General features: G+C 69.7%; 15 protein-coding genes. 6 read left to right on the top strand and 9 right to left on the bottom strand.

The window, feature by feature from the left end; all coding sequences use genetic code 11:
* Positions 1–22: 22 nt before the first annotated feature.
* The 8 genes from EWV39_RS11280 to EWV39_RS11245 all read right to left on the bottom strand — a co-directional run bounded on the left by EWV39_RS11280 (position 23) and on the right by EWV39_RS11245 (position 9,134).
* The gene (locus EWV39_RS11280; RefSeq protein WP_129660165.1) at positions 23–775 is read right to left on the bottom strand and encodes a signal peptidase I; all 753 of its coding nucleotides are present in this window, start codon (positions 773–775) and stop codon (positions 23–25) included.
* On the bottom strand, positions 772–1,464 hold the full coding sequence (locus tag EWV39_RS11275; RefSeq protein WP_129660162.1) for a hypothetical protein: 693 nt from the start codon (positions 1,462–1,464) through the stop codon (positions 772–774). The genes EWV39_RS11280 and EWV39_RS11275 overlap by 4 nt, the downstream gene beginning before the upstream one ends.
* Positions 1,461–2,102, bottom strand: a complete 642-nt coding sequence (locus tag EWV39_RS11270) for a hypothetical protein (protein WP_129660159.1) — start codon at positions 2,100–2,102, stop codon at positions 1,461–1,463. The genes EWV39_RS11275 and EWV39_RS11270 overlap by 4 nt, the downstream gene beginning before the upstream one ends.
* Before the next feature lie 10 nt (positions 2,103–2,112).
* Positions 2,113–2,841, bottom strand: coding sequence for a hypothetical protein (locus EWV39_RS11265; RefSeq protein ID WP_129660156.1), 729 nt, complete (start codon positions 2,839–2,841; stop codon positions 2,113–2,115).
* Positions 2,842–3,168: 327 nt separating this feature from the next.
* A complete protein-coding gene (locus EWV39_RS11260) occupies positions 3,169–4,905 on the bottom strand; it encodes an RCC1 domain-containing protein (protein ID WP_129660153.1) in 1,737 nt (578 codons plus the stop codon).
* Between the two features lie 363 nt (positions 4,906–5,268).
* A complete protein-coding gene (locus EWV39_RS11255; RefSeq protein ID WP_238148314.1) occupies positions 5,269–5,946 on the bottom strand; it encodes a GntR family transcriptional regulator in 678 nt (225 codons plus the stop codon).
* Positions 5,947–6,164: 218 nt separating this feature from the next.
* Entirely contained in the window at positions 6,165–7,955 is a 1,791-nt protein-coding gene (locus tag EWV39_RS11250) for a BCCT family transporter (RefSeq protein ID WP_337589945.1), read from the bottom strand.
* Positions 7,956–8,156: 201 nt separating this feature from the next.
* Positions 8,157–9,134 carry a flavin reductase gene (locus tag EWV39_RS11245; RefSeq protein ID WP_129660151.1) on the bottom strand — a complete coding sequence of 326 codons (978 nt, stop codon included), beginning with the start codon at positions 9,132–9,134 and terminating at the stop codon, positions 8,157–8,159.
* Between the two features lie 127 nt (positions 9,135–9,261).
* On the opposite strand from EWV39_RS11245, the gene EWV39_RS11240 reads away from it, so the two are divergent.
* The 6 genes from EWV39_RS11240 to EWV39_RS11215 are packed head-to-tail and all read left to right on the top strand — an operon-like array spanning position 9,262 to position 14,209.
* On the top strand, positions 9,262–9,915 hold the full coding sequence (locus tag EWV39_RS11240) for an amino acid synthesis family protein (protein WP_129660148.1): 654 nt from the start codon (positions 9,262–9,264) through the stop codon (positions 9,913–9,915).
* Entirely contained in the window at positions 9,912–10,463 is a 552-nt protein-coding gene (locus EWV39_RS11235) for an amino acid synthesis family protein (protein ID WP_129660145.1), read from the top strand. The genes EWV39_RS11240 and EWV39_RS11235 overlap by 4 nt, the downstream gene beginning before the upstream one ends.
* A gap of 5 nt (positions 10,464–10,468) precedes the next feature.
* Complete coding sequence (locus EWV39_RS11230) at positions 10,469–11,299, top strand: alpha/beta fold hydrolase (RefSeq protein WP_129660142.1); 831 nt, start codon at positions 10,469–10,471, stop codon at positions 11,297–11,299.
* The gene (locus tag EWV39_RS11225; RefSeq protein WP_129660139.1) at positions 11,292–12,773 is read left to right on the top strand and encodes an aldehyde dehydrogenase; all 1,482 of its coding nucleotides are present in this window, start codon (positions 11,292–11,294) and stop codon (positions 12,771–12,773) included. The genes EWV39_RS11230 and EWV39_RS11225 overlap by 8 nt, the downstream gene beginning before the upstream one ends.
* 4 nt (positions 12,774–12,777) lie before the next feature.
* A complete protein-coding gene (locus EWV39_RS11220) occupies positions 12,778–13,110 on the top strand; it encodes a tautomerase family protein (RefSeq protein ID WP_129660136.1) in 333 nt (110 codons plus the stop codon).
* Between the two features lie 52 nt (positions 13,111–13,162).
* The gene (locus EWV39_RS11215) at positions 13,163–14,209 is read left to right on the top strand and encodes an LLM class flavin-dependent oxidoreductase (RefSeq protein ID WP_129660133.1); all 1,047 of its coding nucleotides are present in this window, start codon (positions 13,163–13,165) and stop codon (positions 14,207–14,209) included.
* Positions 14,210–14,622: 413 nt separating this feature from the next.
* Here EWV39_RS11215 and EWV39_RS11210 read toward each other — a convergent pair.
* Positions 14,623–14,991, bottom strand: a 369-nt coding sequence (locus tag EWV39_RS11210; RefSeq protein WP_129660130.1) for an aldehyde dehydrogenase family protein, incomplete at its 5' end; no start/stop codon positions are given.

Below are 14,991 nucleotides of genomic sequence, written 5' to 3'. Positions count from 1 at the left end.
ACGGCCGTTTTGTGACGCATGACTATTTTCGGGAACCGCGCGGCGGCCAGGCGTACACGGCGATGATGCACAGGGCCACGATGACGATCCCCGCGATGCCGAAGGGCGTCTTGAGCAGGGAGGCGAAGAAGCCGAGCAGCGGCACCGTCGCTATCGTCCTGCCCACTACGCTCACGTGGTAGGGGTCCGGGTCCGCGGAGGCGTTCGCGTCGCCGCGCAGGGTGAGGGACGCGCCCTGTTCGGTGGGCGTCTTCTCGACCACGCGGTGGGTGATCAGCCCGTCGCCGTGGTGGCTGGGCACCGTGACGACGTCGCCCACCTCGACCTCGGCGACCGGGGTCTCCTTGACGATGACCAGGGCGCCGACCGGGATGGAGGGCTCCATCGATCCCGTCAGCACCGCCTGCGGCCGCCACCCGAGCAGCATCCCCAGGATGAAGAGCACGATGCACCCCGCCCCGACGACGGCGCCGAGCCACAGGACCGCCGAGCGAACGACCTCGATGAACAGGCGGCCGAAGCCCTGCCGCTCCTCCGGCTCGGCGGGCGAGGAGCCGCCGGGCGAGTACTCGGCGGAGGCGGAGAGGCTGTCCTGCCCGCCGGGCGATCCGCCGGCCCCCTCCTGCGGGGCCGCTGCGCCCCCGGGCTCCTCACCGGCGTCCCCGCGAGCCCTCCCCTCCCCGCCGGGGTCCTCCCCCTGGTGCCGGAGGACCGCCGCCGGGACGTGGTCGAGCTTGTCCGTGGAGGGCTGGCCGGGGTGGTGCGCTGCTGTCATGGTGTCTTTCCTTGCATGGTGATGGTGAGGGTGGTGTGGACCGAGGAGGCGGCGCTGGACTCGGGGCTGTCGAGGAGATGGGCGGCCACGACGACCTCGGCCCGGCTCTCCTCCGGACCCGTCCAGGCGACGCCGTCCTCCAGCGGCTCGGCGTCCCGCGGCGCGAGGCTCATCTCCAGGGAGGGCGGGATCTGATCCGCCGGGACGCCCCGGGACGGATCCTCCGGGTCGCCGAAGAGCACGGTGGTGCGCCCGGCGGAGACCGACCAGGCGGAGTAGCGGAACTGGTCGGCGAGGTCGCTGTCCGTCTCCACCGACGTCGTGACCTCGCCCCGCCCGGCGGCGCTGTTGTTGAACAGGTCCACCGGGACCTCCGCGGTGCCGCCGGGCGCGAAGCCCTCGACGTCCGCGGCCCGGCCGGTGATGACGTCGTCGACGGGCAGGTGCACGATGCCCTCGGCGTCGACGGCCCCGATGGAGAAGGCGCCGGAGTAGCCGGAGCGGATCTCGCCGTGGTCGGCGAAGGCGGCGGTCGTGGTCCTCACCACGACCCAGCCGGCGCCCGCCAGGACCAGAATCCCCGCGAGGGCGAGGAGGGCGGGCCAGGTCCGCCAAGAGGCGGGGGTGCGCCGGGGCTCCGGCGCCCGGTGGCGGGCGCGCCCGCGGGATGCGGATGCCGTGGGTCTCACGAGTACTTCACCTCCGTCCGGAACCGCTCGCCCGCGGCGGTCTCGCCGAGGACGTCCAGGTCCATCGCCACGGCCGTGGCGTAGATGTCCCGCGGCGGCTGCGGGCTGATCCACACCCTGACCTCGACCGTCAGCGGGCTCGCGCCGTTCCCCTCGATGCGGGGAAGCGGCACGCCGCCGGCCGCGTCGACCTGCTCGGCGGTCTGCGGGACGCCGTCCGCCAGGAGGGGCGCGCCGTCGACGTAGAAGCCGAAGCGCAGAGCGGCCCAGTGGTGCTCCGGCGTGCCCTCGGGCCGCTGCAGGCGCAGCTGGGCGGTCGCCGCGGCGGAGCCGGGCATGGTCTGCAGGGTGAGGGGGAAGGACGCCGTCCCCGGCCCGGGGTCGCCGGTCGGCTCGTTGAAGAGCGTGACGACGACGCCGTGGGCCGGGTCCCCGGGCTCGGCCAGGATCTTCCGGTCCGCCGGGGATGCGTGCTGGTCCCCCTCGGCGGGTCCCTGCGCGAGGTCGATCATCCCGCGGAGGGATGCCGACGCCGTGATGGATTGCAGGAATCCCGCCGAGGCGATGGCCGTCGGGACCAGGAGGGCGAGAACGATCCCTGCGATGAGGGTGCTACGTCTCAGTCTGAGGGATCGCATCGCGTCTCCGTCAGTTCTTGGACGAGCCGTCGAACCGGGCCTGGACGTTCACGGTGCCGCCGTTGGCGGCGTTGGTCGCGTCCTGGGTGGCGCCGTCGACGAGGTAGACCCTCGCCACCACGACGCTGCCGGCCTCGGGATCGAGGTCCTCCAGCCCCACGCCCGGCGTCTTCGCCTCCCCGCCGAAGCCCACGTCCGTGGCCTTCCAGTCGGTGGGGGTGGTGGAGGCGTCGTCGACCTGGGCGACGTCGACCCGGAGCAGGTCCGCGTACGCCGCGTTCCGTGCCGCCTGGCCGGCGTCGTCGGTCCCCGGGGTGATGTTCTCGAAGCCCAGGTCGAGCGAGGACTTGAACGTCGCCGAGGCGTTGAGGACCGGCAGGTTGATGTAGACGGGGGCGCCGCCGGGCACGAGGCTGTCCGCGCCGGAGATCGGCGCGACCGTCTCGGCGTCGGGGTTGGCCTCGACCCAGTTCTGCACGGAGGCCACGGTGGCCTCCTGACCGGTGGAGAACTGGAGGTTGTAGGCGTTGTCCTCGCCGCCGAAGCCGCCGCTGCCGTTGAAGTTCAGCAGACCGTAGTCGGTGAGCGCGGCGCCGGTGACGAGCGCCGCGATCCCCAGGAGGCTGCCGGAGGCCACGATGGCGCGCTTGCGCCCCGTCCTCTTCGGGCGTCCTCCGGGCTGGCTCGCCGGGGATCCTGCGCTCGGCCGAGGGTCTGTGCTCTCTGTTGTGCTGGACATGGTGTTCCTTTCTGGTGAGGGTGAAATCCAACGTGGTGTTGGTCCGTTCCGTGCCGGAGCACGGGTGATGTCTGCGGGGCCGGCCCCGAGGCGGCTCGAGTCCAGGGGCTGACCGGCCCGATCGGCCAGGGCCGGGCCGGCCGCGCTGCGTCAATTCGTCTCGCGTCGGTCCGTGGCCGTTGAGGCCGTGCCCTCCGGTGGGCCGGCATCGCTCCGGCAGGGTCCGTGCCGGCCCCGCCGTGCCGGGATCTTCAGGGGCGGTCGTGGGAGCCCCGACGATGGCCCCGCTCCCCCGGCGAACGCCTGTCCAGGGACCCCGGGACCGGGCTAACGGACCTTGCGCAGCGCCGTCCCGGGAGTCGCCACCGGCTCGCCGAAGGGACGCTGCGTCGTGGCCAGGGTCTTGTCGTAGAGCTTGTAGCCCTCGGAGTCGTAGCCCCCCGTCGAGCCGTTGGGCGAGCAGTAGCGATAGAGTCTGCCGGTGGAGGTCCCGGCGCCCCAGCCCCAGAGGTTCCCCTCGTGGTCGACGGCCCATGTGGCGCACTGTGTGGCTCCGATCCCCGTGATCCGGGCCTCCTCGATGCCTTCACCGCGGACCCGGGTCGGCAGCACCACCATGTCCGAGTCATTGCCCGCATCCTGAGTGCAGGGACGCGAATCCGCCGAACGGATGCCGATCGCCTGGCAGATGTTGTTGCGACCCCATCCGTAGATCTCGCCGTCCCGGGTCAGCGCGACCATCGAGGAGATGCCGGGGACCGTGTAGTCGACGTTCCGCATCGCCACCTCGGGCCGGCGGATGGATCCCGCCTCCCACCACGAGTTCCGGGTGTTCCCGGAGGGATTCGAGGGATACCTGCCGAGGAAGGCGTCACCGTACGGGTCGGCCAGGCTGTTCTTGATCTGCCAGGTGTACAGGTCCCCGTTCTGCAGGAGCATCCTCGGCGCACGGGCGCTGTAGCCGAATTGGCGGACCGGGCACTCGCCCTCGTCGACCATCTGCTTGCCGACCACGGACGAGCAGACCCCCAGCGTCCTGCCCTGCATGGCGGAGACGACGGCGTCGTACCTCGCCTGGCGCAGCGCCAGCGTCTCCTTGACCAATGCTCCGTTGAGCTCCGGGGAGGACTCGTCGTAGATCGCGCCGTTCTCCGCGTGATAGTGCTCCGGGTAGGCCTGGAAGAGGGCGCGGTTCGCGGCTTCGTTGAGGATGGGGCACTGCTGGGTCGCCTTGCCGCTGGTGAGGCCGTCGTCGTTGTCGAATCCCCACGAGTAGACGAGACCGTCGGTGGCCACCCCTGCCGAGGAGTTGTTGCCGCCCCAGACGGTGTGCCACTTCACGGAGGGGCCCTCGCACCTGCCACCGGCCGAGTGCGAGGTGGTCGTGGCGTTGGAGGGTGCCGGAAGGCCGCGGTCCCTGAGGTTGGACTCGCGGGGCAGGTTGTTGAGGTGATATCCCCAGGACCACAGGGTGCCCTCCTCGTCGACGGCGAGGAACTGGTTCTCGGAGCGCTCGATGTCGATGATCCGGGGCAGCGGCGAGCCGTCCGCGGTCCTCGTGACCCGGTCGACCCGGTACGATTCGGCGACGCTGATGGACCCCCGCCCGATAAGCGAGGCGCCGCCGAGGGGGCGGCCCCAGGTCCAGACGCCGCCCTGATCGTCCAGCGCCATGTAGGAGGTGGAGTTGATGTAGCTGAAGGCCTCGGAGCTTCCGGCCGCGTCCACGATCCTGACGCCCTCCGGGAACCTCACCCGCGTGGGGTCCGACTTGGCCGGCACCTTCCCGTTGCCGTTTCCGTCCCCGGAGTTGCGCATGCCACTGAGGTACAGCTCACCCGTCCTGGTGGCGAACAGCGCGGAGCCGGCCGACTGGTCGTTGAAGACCGGCAGCGTCGGCGGCATGCCCTCGGTGGAGACTCCCGCGTGGGCGTACGTCTCATCATGGAAGCCGGCCAGCGCGTCCTCCGCCGTCCCCAGCATGAAGCTCGCGAGCCCCGCTCCACACACCGCTGTCAGGGCCGCGGCGCGGCGCATGACGGATCGGCGCACTCTCTCAGCCATCAACACTCCCCCGTATGCTGCGTCGTCCTGTTCCGGTCCACCCTCCCAACAGGGCCGACCGAGAGTCCATTCTGCTGACGGTTCCGGAGGGTGGGGCCGCGTGCGGGAGGGAATGAGTATGGGAGGGAACGAATTGAGTGCAGCGGATTCAGAACAAGAAGCGCGGGCTGTGCGCTCGGCTGAGGTGTAACGGTCCCTGGATACAGCGAGACCCCCCTGATCCACGTATGTGGGGGAGGTCTGCATCTAATGGTTTAGTCAGACTGATGCTATTAGGTCGATCAGGGAACCGTGGCAAGGTCTGCTTCCGGCTCAGTGCGCCGCGTGCTGCTCACGCGGAAGTCCTGGGGGCGGGGCCTCGCCTCAGGCACCCTCGCGCAGGGCGATCTCGTTCATGGTGGAGGCCGCCGAGGAGGCCACGTGCTGGCGCATGGTCATCTCCGCGCGCATGGAGTCCTTGCCGACGATGTGCTCCAGGACCCGCTCGTGCTCACCCGTGGAGGCCCGGATGCGGCCCTTCTGCTGCAACGAGGTTCTGACCAGCCGGTGGTAGGCGAGCTGGTTCATCAGCCGCGAGTAGTGCTCCACCAGCTTCCGGTTGTCGGCGCCCTGCACGATGGTCCAGTGGAACTCGTGGACCAGGCGGGAGTAGAGCTCGGCGTCTCCCGCCTCAGCGGCCCGCTCCGAGTCCTCGATGTTGGCCTGCAGCGCCTCCAGCTCGCTCACGGGGCCGCGCTGCGCCAGCAGGCCCGCCGCGAGGCCCTCAAGGTTCCCCTTGATCTGGAACAGCTCCGCCATCTCGCGGTGGTCCGGCTCGCGGATGAAGGTCCCCACCTTGGAGCGGATCTCCACCAGACCCTCGGCCTGCAGCTGCCGGAGGGCCTCGCGGATCGGGGTGCGGCTGACCTCGAACTCCTGCGCGAGCTGCGCCTCGGACAGCGGGACGCCCAGCTCGACGTCCTCGCTCAGGATCTTGCGACGCAGCGCGTCGAGCAGCGCGGGTCCGGACTGTACGTGCGGCAGGTGATCCATGGTGGTCATGCCGTCATTCTATGTTGCATGCATTTCGGGGGGCAACACCCCTGAACATTCATGACGCAGACCGGAGAAAGAGCGGCAACCAGCGGTATAGCAGTAATAGGTGGAAGCGTTCATCTTATCTCCATCCTCATGTTGCATACAACACAGAAGACGCTCCATCCGGCGTCACGGGGACACCGGATGGAGCGCGAGGCGGAGCCCTCCTGCTGACCGGGCGACTACCGCCGAGGGCCCTGCACGTCGATGGAGCTGGTCGGCGGATTCTTGAAGTCCATGTTCAGCGCCTTCCTGGGGACCCGGAGGAGGCCGGTGTCGAGGTCGGCGCGGCGCACGGGGCGGGTGAAGTCGAAGGCCTGGTCGTCCCGCAGCGACTTGACCAGGCTGATGCCCAGCAACGCCACCACCACGGTGAACGGCAGCGCGGAGATCATCGCCGCCTGCTGCAGCGCCCCGAGGCCGCCGACCAGGAAGAGGAAGATCGCGCTCACGCCGGTCAGCGCGCCCCAGATCGTCAGGACCGGCCGGCTGGGCTCCAGCACGCCGCGGGAGGTCAGCATGCTCAGCACGAAGGTGTTGGCGTCCGCCCCCGAGACGAAGAACAGGATGACCAGCAGGATCGCGACGACCGACGTCAGGCCCACCAGCGGCATGTTGTTCAGGGTCTCGAAGAACGCCGAGTTCACGTCGGCCAGGGCCGCCTGGCCGATCGAGCCGTCCCCGTCCATGTCGAACTTCATCGCGGCGCCGCCGAAGATCGTGAACCAGATGAAGAACACCAGGCTGGGCACGCCCAGCACGCCGAACACGAACTCCCGGATGGTGCGCCCGCGGGAGATCTTCGCCAGGAAGACCCCGACGAAGGCGCCCCAGCTGAGCCACCAGGCCATCATGAAGTACGTCCAGGACTGGTACCACTGGACGTCGTCGGCCGAGACCGGGGTGATCAGACTGACCATGAAGAAGTCGTTGAGATACTGCCCCACCGAGCGGAAGAAGAGGTTGCCGATGAAGCCCGTGGGACCGACCACCAGGACGTAGAGGGCCAGCAGGACGGAGAGCACGGCGGTCGTCTGGCTGATGATCTTGATGCCGCGGTTAACCCCGGAGAGGGCCGAGAGCGTGAAGATCACGGTGATGCCGATGATGATGATGATCTGGACGAACAGCTCGTTGGGGATGCCGAAGACCCGGTTCATCCCTTCCGAGATCTGCGAGGCGCCCAGGCCCAGCGACGTCGTGGTGCCGAACAGCGTCGCGATCACCGCGAGGACGTCCACCAGGTGGCCCAGCCAGCCCTCCATCGACTTGCCCAGGATCGGGCGCAGCATGGGCGAGATCAGGCCCGTGTTGCCGCGACGGTGCGTCGAGTAGGCGATGGCCAGTCCGAAGACCCCGAAGACAGCCCAGGCGTGCGGACCCCAGTCGAAGTAGGAGAACTGCAGAGCCCGCACGGCCGCCTGGTAGGTGCCTGGCTCGGCCAACCCGTGGGGCGGGGCCGCGAAGTGGCTGATCGGCTCGGCCACGCCGTAGCTGATCAGGCCGATCCCCATCACGGCGGAGAGGATCATGGCCAGCCAGGCCCAGGTGCTGAACTCCGGCCGGTCGGCGTCGTAGCCCAGCCTCACCCCGCCGAAGCGGCTGAAGGCGAGGAAGATCATCAGCAGGATGCAGCCGAGGGTCACCAGCAGGTAGGTCCAGCCGACGCTGCCCGCTACCCAGTTCATCGCCGAGGTCATGGAGTTGCCGAGGGAGTCGGGTGAGATCGCCGCCCAGGCGATGAAGGCCGCCACGAGGGCGATCGATGCCCAGAACACGGCGCCGGGACGGTTGCGCAGCTCGTGGGCCCGACGCTGGGCGGCCTGGTCCGCCGGCGGGGCGTCCATGCCGTGACCGGGCAGCTCGGGCTCCTCGCGGAAGTGCCGGTGGGCGCCCTGGGGGTGGTGGCCGCCGGTGTCGGCGGGGACGCGGCGGGAGGCCGCGTCGTCGGAAGGGCGGGGTGATTCGGGCATGGCGTGCTCCACTTCGGGGTGCAGTGCGGATGAATGCGGAAGCGGGTTCAGGGATGAGCTCACTGCGCGGATGGACGTGCGCCGCTGAGGGACGCGGGTCCGAGATGAGAGGCGCCGGGCCCGTGGCACGGCCCGGATGAGGAGATGAGAGGCAGGGGGTGAGGGGCGGGACGGGGCGGACGCCACGTCCCACCCGTGGGCTCAGTCCAGCGGCTCGAGGTCGAGACTGTCGTAGAACTTGCCGGCCTGGTAGATCATCGGCTGGTCCTCCCCCGCCTCCGCGGAGCGCACCCGGCCGATAAAGACGGTGTGGGTCAGCGCCTGGAATCGCTCCTTGACCTCCACCTCGATCGAGGCGGAGGAGCCGTCGATCAGCGGGCAGCCGTACTCGCCCTCGTGCCAGTCGACCTGGGCGAACTTGTCCTTCTCCTTCGATGCGAAGACGCCGAGCGCCTCGCGCTGCTCGCGGCTGACGATGTTGATGCCGATGTGCTTCGCCCGGAACATCGCCGGGTAGGTCGAGGACGTCTTCTGCACGCACACGAGCACCAGGGGCGGGTCCAGGGACACGGAGTTGTAGGAGTTCACGGCCAGGCCGCGCGGCTTGCCCTGCTCGTCCTTGGTGGTGACCACCGTGACGCCGGTGATGAACTGCCGGTTGAACGCCTTGAGGGCCTCCCGCGAGGGATTGCCGCTGAGATTGTCCACCACCGGGGAGACGTCGTGGGTCTCGAAGGCCGAGGACAGGGACTTCAGGCCGAGGTCGGCGAGCAGCGCCCGGGCGTCCCAGGTGACCTCCTCCCGCGCGATCCGCCCCTCCCGCAGGGTGATGAAGTTGGAGCCGTGGGTGGCGACGGTGGAGCCCGTGGGCGGGACGCCGTTCAGCGGTTCGGTGAAGGTGCCGGTGGAGTGCCAGTACACCGCCGCCTCGTCGCCCTCGATGAGGATGCGGTCCACGACCGTCTCCAGGTCGGGGAAAGCGGAGCGGATGTCCAGGATCTCGCTCTTCATGCCCTCCACGTCCGTGGTGTGCCCGGAGTTGGTGCTCCTGCGCTCGTAGTCGTCGGTGACGATGGCGTCGAAGGCGCCGACCCCGCCCTGATCCCAGGCGGCACTCCAGGCATCCATGATGATGCGCTTGGTGTGATCTCGGGTACTAGAAACTGCCTGCTGTTGCATGCCAGTTACACTAGAACCAATGTGACGTAGACGTCAATAGAACGGTTGAGATGCTCTATTTCCCTTGATATCGCGGGTTATATGGACGTCATTGACAGTTCCGGCGTTCGCGTCGTACGTTTCTTGCATGCAACCGAAGCTTCAGGATCCACCAGCCGCCACCACCTACGAGGCGGCCGCCACGCGGCTCGGCCTCCGCCGGATCACCACCGTGCGCGACGAGCTCCGCCGGGAGGCGGGACGAGAGCTCGAGCGTCCCCTCCGGCAGGCGGCCGCCGTCGCCGTGCTGCGCAACCCCTGGCTGGACGAGGGCCTCGAGGGCGACCTCGGCCCCGCCACCGAGCGCATCGCGCCGATCCTGGGCAAGCTGCTCTCCGACCGGCTGATCCAGGCCCTGGGCGGCGTCGAGCACATCGAGGCCTTCGGCAAGGCGGCGCTGGTGGGGCTCGACGGCGAGCTCGAGCACGCCGGCGCGCTGATCCACACCCCCTACTTCGGCAACATCGTCCGGGAGCTGCTGGAGGGGACCTCCGTCCTGTGCTTCGCGGACGGCCGCTCCACGGCGGGCGCCGACCTGCGGGTCCCCCTCTGGCACAAGACCCACGCGACCTCGCGGAAGCACTACCAGACCATGGACGTGCACCTCGCGGACGCCCCGCGCGCCGACGAGATCTGCGTGATCGCCGCCGCCTCCGACGGGCCCCGTCCCTTCCCGCGCATCGGCGACCGCAGCACCGACCGACCCATCACCACCGAGATCCTGGAGGGACTCCTCTCGTGAACATCCGCAAGATCACCACCCTGACCGAAGAGATCACGAGCGAGGGCGGCCATCCCGTGGACCCGCCGGCACGCGTCGTCGTGGTCGCCGCCGTGATCGAGAACCCCTGGAAGGGCCAGGGGTTCGTCGAGGACCTCACCGAGGGCATCGACGCCGTGGCCTCCGATCTCGGTGCCGAGCTGGCGCCGCGGGTCATGGAGGCTCTGGGCACCGAGCTCGAGGCCTACGGCAAGGCCGCCATCGTCGGGCTGGACGGAGAGGTCGAGCACGGCTCCGCCCTGATCCACACGCTGAAGTTCGGCAACCACTTCCGCGACGCGGCGAAGGCCTCGACGCTGCTGCCGGCCGTGGAGAAGCGCGCCGCCGCCGGCGCCGTCTTCGACATCCCCCTCAAGCACTTCACCGACGCGACCATCCGCTCCCACCACCAGACGCTGGAGTTCCGCGTGGCCGACGCCCCGCACCCGGACGAGATCCTGGTGGCCCTGGCCGCCGCAGCCCAGGGACGCCCGCAGCAGCGCCTGGCCCCGCTGTCCACCGAGGCGTGAGGCCGATGTCCGAGCGGATCGAGGCGGAGCCCCCGGCCGAGGGGGGCGCGGGGGCTGCCGAGGAGGCACCCCTCCCCCTGGCCGACGGGGACGCGGCGGGGGCGCCGGTGGTGCTGCTGCACGGCGTCGGGCTCGACCGGACCGTCTGGGCCGAGGTCCAGGAGCGCCTGGCCGGCCGCCGCACCGCTGCCCTGGATCTGCCGGGCCACGGCGCGCAGCCGCCGCTGACCGCTCCGGCGACGCTCGGGGACCTCGCCGAGGACGTCCTGCGCCGCATGCCCGAGGGGCGGGTGCACCTGGTGGGCTTCTCGCTGGGCGCGCTCGTCGCCCAGTGGATCGCAGCCCGGCACCCGGACCGGGTGCTCAGCCTGGCCTGCGTCAGTGCCGTGTGCTCCCGTACCCCCGAGGAGGCGGAGGCCGTGCGCGGCCGGCTGGAGACGGCCCGGGCCGACTTCGGCACCAGCATGGAGCGGGCGGTGGACCGCTGGTTCCCCGGCGACGTGCCGGGCAACCGGGAGCGGCGGGACCGCACCCGCGAGGTGCTGCTGGCCAACGACGTCGAGTCCTACCTGCACGCCTACGCCGTCTTCGCCTCCGGCGACCGGGAGGTTGCCCCCGAGCTGCACCGGATCGCCGCCCCCGTCCTGGCCATCACCGGCGAGCTGGACCCCGGCTCCACCCCGGAGATGACCGACCGACTGGCCGACTCGATCGAGGGCGCGCGACGCCGCGTCGTCCCAGGAGTCCGCCACATGCTCCCCGTCGAGGCGCCGGACGCGCTCGCCGAGGAGCTCACCGAACTGATCAACGCAGCGGAAGGAGTTCGCCATGACTGAGCGGCTCGACCACTTCATCGACGGCCAGCACCGCGCGCCGTCCAACGGGGCCTGGTTCCCCAGCACCAACCCCGCCACCCTGGAGACCCTCTACGAGGCCGCCCGCGGCGACGCCGCCGACGTCCGCGCCGCCGTCGACGCCGCCCAGCGCGTCTTCGACTCCCCCGAGTGGTCCCGGAAGACCGCCACCCAGCGCGGGCACCTGCTGCGCCGCCTGGGCGACCTGGTGGGCGAGCACGCCGAGGAGCTCGCCTACCTGGAGAGCGTGGACAACGGCAAGCTGCTGCGGGAGATGAAGGGGCAGCTGAAGAACCTGCCCGAGTACCTCTACTACTACGCCGGCCTGGCCGACAAGGTGCAGGGCTCCCAGATCCCGACCAGCTCGCCCGAGGTCCTGAACTTCACGCAGCGGGAGCCGCTCGGCGTCGTCGGGGCCATCACGCCCTGGAACTCGCCGTTGACGCTGACGGTCTCCAAGCTGGCGCCCGCCCTGGCCGCGGGCAACACGCTGGTGATCAAGCCCAGCGAGTACACCTCCCGGACCATCCTGCGGCTGGCGGAGCTGGCCGACGAGGCGGGCTACCCGGCCGGGGCGATCAACGTGGTCACCGGCCTCGGGGCCGAGGCGGGTGCGGCGCTGGTCGACGACCCGCGGCTGGCGAAGATCTCCTTCACCGGCTCCACCCGCACCGGGTCCGCGATCGCCTCCTCGGCGGCCGCGCGCTTCATCGGGTGCACGCTGGAGCTGGGCGGGAAGAGCCCCAACATCGTCTTCGAGGACGCGGACGTGGCCAACGCGGCGATGGGCGTCGTCGCCGGCATCTTCGCCGCGGCCGGGCAGACCTGCATCGCCGGCAGCCGGGTCTTCGCGCACCGCAGCGTGTACGACGAGCTGCTGGAGCGGGTCTCGGAGCGGGCCTCCACCATCAGGATCGGCGACCCGCTCGCGGACACGACCGAGCTCGGCCCGCTGGCCTTCGAGGACCAGCTGGCGAAGGTGCGCTCCTACATCGAGATCGGCGAGAACGAGGGCGCCACGGTGCACTACGGCGGACAGCGGCCCGACGTCGACCTGCCGGGCTACTTCCTGCAGCCGACCGTGCTGACGGAGACGACCAACGAGATGCGGATCTGCCGCGAGGAGGTCTTCGGGCCGGTCGCCGCGATCATGCCCTTCGACACCGAGGACGAGGTCCTGCGGCTGGCCAACGACACCGACTACGGGCTGGCCGCCGGGGTGTGGACCTCGAACCTCCAGCGGGCGATGCGGATGTCCCAGCGCCTCGAGGCGGGGACGGTCTGGATCAACATGTACCGGGCGATGTCGCCGATGTCGCCGCGGCAGGGGTTCAAGCAGTCCGGCGTCGGCATCGAGCACGGCCTGGAGTCGATGAACGAGTACACCCGGCTGAAGAGCATCTGGCTGAACACCGACGAGGGGCCCGTCGCCGATCCCTTCGTGATGAGGGGGTAGGGCCGTGCCGCTCATCGACATCTCGATCGCCGAGGGCCGGAGCCCGGAGCAGCTGCGGGCGCTGATCGACGGCGTCCACCGGGTCGCGGAGGAGACGGTCGACGCCGCGCCGGAGAACGTCACCGTGATCGTGCGGGAGGTGCCGCACGCCTCCTGGGCCCGGGGCAACCGGACCATCGCCGAGCGCGCGGCGGGCGCCAGCTCCGCGGCCGGGCCCGCCGGAGGGGCGGCCGGCTCCGCGGAGGCTTCCGCTGAGGGCCTCGCGGACGGACGGCCCGGAGCCGCCGACGATGCCGCCGGAGGACCGGCCGATCCCGGCGCCGCTGAACACCACTGAACACATCGGGGACGACGCCGTCCCCGCATCGAGCAGCACGAGGAGGACAACAATGCGTTTCTCGCTATTCATCCACATGGAGCGGTGGGACGACTCGCTCAGCCCCCAGGAGCACTGGGAGAACCTGGTGGAGCTGGTGCAGATCGCCGAAGAGGGCGGTTTCGGCACCGTGTGGATCGGGGAGCACCACTCAATGGAGTACACGGCCTCCCCCAGTCCGATGCCCCAGCTCGCCTATCTGGCGGCGAAGACCTCACGGATCAGGCTCGGGGCGGGCACGATCATCGCCCCCTTCTGGACGCCGATCCGCGCGGCGGGCGAGACCGCGCTGCTGGACGTGATCAGCGGTGGCCGGGCCGAGATCGGCATCGCCCGCGGCGCCTACCAGTTCGAGTTCGACCGGCTGGCCGGCGGCATGCCCGGCCAGGATGGCGGGAAGTACCTGCGCGAGCTGGTCCCCGCCGTCCGCAAGCTGTGGGAGGGCGACTACGCCCACGACGGCGAGCTGTGGCAGTTCCCCGTCTCCACCAGCGTCCCGAAGCCCGTGCAGCAGCCCACCCCGCCGATCTGGGTGGCCGCCCGCAGCCCCGAGACGCACGACTACGCCGTCGCCCACGGTTGCAACGTCCAGGTGACCCCGCTGATGAAGGGCGACGAGGAGGTCCAGGACCTGAAGGACAAGTTCGACGCCGCGGTGGCGAACCACCCCGAGGTCGAGGCGAAGCCGGAGATCATGGTCCTGCGCCACACCTACGTCCACTCCGCCGACGAGCCCGAGGGCTGGCGTCCGGCGGCCGAGGCGATCAACCGGTTCTACCGGACGTTCTCCGCCTGGGCCTTCGGGAAGAAGGAGCCGGTCAACGGTTTCCTGGAGCCGGCGCCGGAGGAGGATTTCGCCGAGCGGCCCGGCTTCGCCCCCGAGGCGATCCACCGCAACGCGATGATCGGGACCCCGGCGGAGGTCACGGAGCGCATCCGCGAGTACGAGCGGATGGGGTATGACGAATACAGCTTCTGGACCGACAACTCGATGACGCACGAGGAGAAGAAGCGCTCCCTGCAGCTGTTCATCGACGAGGTGGTTCCGAAGTTCTCCTGAGCACCTGCGGAGATGAGGAAGATGCCCCCGGGATATCCCGGGGGCATCTTCTGTGTGCGGAGGAGGCGTCGGGGGTGAAGCCTCAATCCTCTCGATGTCCTAGCAAAGGACGATTCCTCGGCAGACGGCTAGTGCAGCGTGCTGCAGGAGAAGGGCCTCAGACTCTTTCCCTGTTCTTGAACCTCCGCTATGAGTGAGGACTCCATGTATGAGTAGGGACCCATGCCCGGTCAGAAGCTGCTGCTTCATGTAATTCCGGGAAAGCTCGACTATGGTTCCGCAGGAAGGCTGAGGGTTCCGCAGCTCCTTGAGATCCGCCTTTCTCCGATGAAGAATCCCAGACGAAAAGACCCTTCCTCGGAGGCATCCGAGGAAGGGTCTTTTCTGCTGCGAGGCTTTTCAAGCCTTCCGGTTCAGCGGCCCGCGTAGGGGTCCTTCACCCCGATGTACTGAACAGTCGTATACTCGGCGAGGCCTTCGGCCCCGCCCTCACGGCCCAGGCCGGACTGCTTCACCCCGCCAAACGGCGCCGCAGCATTCGAGATCACCCCGGCGTTGAAACCCATCAACCCGTACTCCAGGTGATCCGAAAGCCGGAACAACCGGGAAGGATCCTGGGTGTAGGCGTAGGAGGCCAGACCGTACTCGGTGGCGTTGGCCAACTCGAAAGCCTCCTCCTCAGTCGAGAACGTCACGATCGGGGCGACCGGACCGAAGATCTCCTCGGTCACCACCCGCGCATCAGCCGGCACATCAACCAGCACCGTCGGGCGGTAGAAATA

It is taken from the genome of Rothia halotolerans (genome assembly GCF_004136635.1).
In the GTDB taxonomy this organism is placed as follows: Bacteria; Actinomycetota; Actinomycetes; order Actinomycetales; family Micrococcaceae; genus Rothia; species Rothia halotolerans.
The sequence above is the reverse complement of the archived record's forward strand: the minus strand, read 5'-3'. Positions and strand labels throughout refer to the sequence as shown.

Coding starts and splice junctions, on each gene's coding strand:
- EWV39_RS11280 (WP_129660165.1), bottom strand. CDS start 775: ATGACAGCAGCGCACCACCCCGGCCAGCCCTCCACGGACAAGCTCGAC.
- EWV39_RS11270 (WP_129660159.1), bottom strand. CDS start 2,102: ATGCGATCCCTCAGACTGAGACGTAGCACCCTCATCGCAGGGATCGTT.
- EWV39_RS11265 (WP_129660156.1), bottom strand. CDS start 2,841: ATGTCCAGCACAACAGAGAGCACAGACCCTCGGCCGAGCGCAGGATCC.
- EWV39_RS11260 (WP_129660153.1), bottom strand. CDS start 4,905: ATGGCTGAGAGAGTGCGCCGATCCGTCATGCGCCGCGCCGCGGCCCTG.
- EWV39_RS11255 (WP_238148314.1), bottom strand. CDS start 5,946: ATGACCACCATGGATCACCTGCCGCACGTACAGTCCGGACCCGCGCTG.
- EWV39_RS11250 (WP_337589945.1), bottom strand. CDS start 7,955: ATGCCCGAATCACCCCGCCCTTCCGACGACGCGGCCTCCCGCCGCGTC.
- EWV39_RS11245 (WP_129660151.1), bottom strand. CDS start 9,134: ATGCAACAGCAGGCAGTTTCTAGTACCCGAGATCACACCAAGCGCATC.
- EWV39_RS11240 (WP_129660148.1), top strand. CDS start 9,262: ATGCAACCGAAGCTTCAGGATCCACCAGCCGCCACCACCTACGAGGCG.
- EWV39_RS11230 (WP_129660142.1), top strand. CDS start 10,469: ATGTCCGAGCGGATCGAGGCGGAGCCCCCGGCCGAGGGGGGCGCGGGG.
- EWV39_RS11225 (WP_129660139.1), top strand. CDS start 11,292: ATGACTGAGCGGCTCGACCACTTCATCGACGGCCAGCACCGCGCGCCG.
- EWV39_RS11215 (WP_129660133.1), top strand. CDS start 13,163: ATGCGTTTCTCGCTATTCATCCACATGGAGCGGTGGGACGACTCGCTC.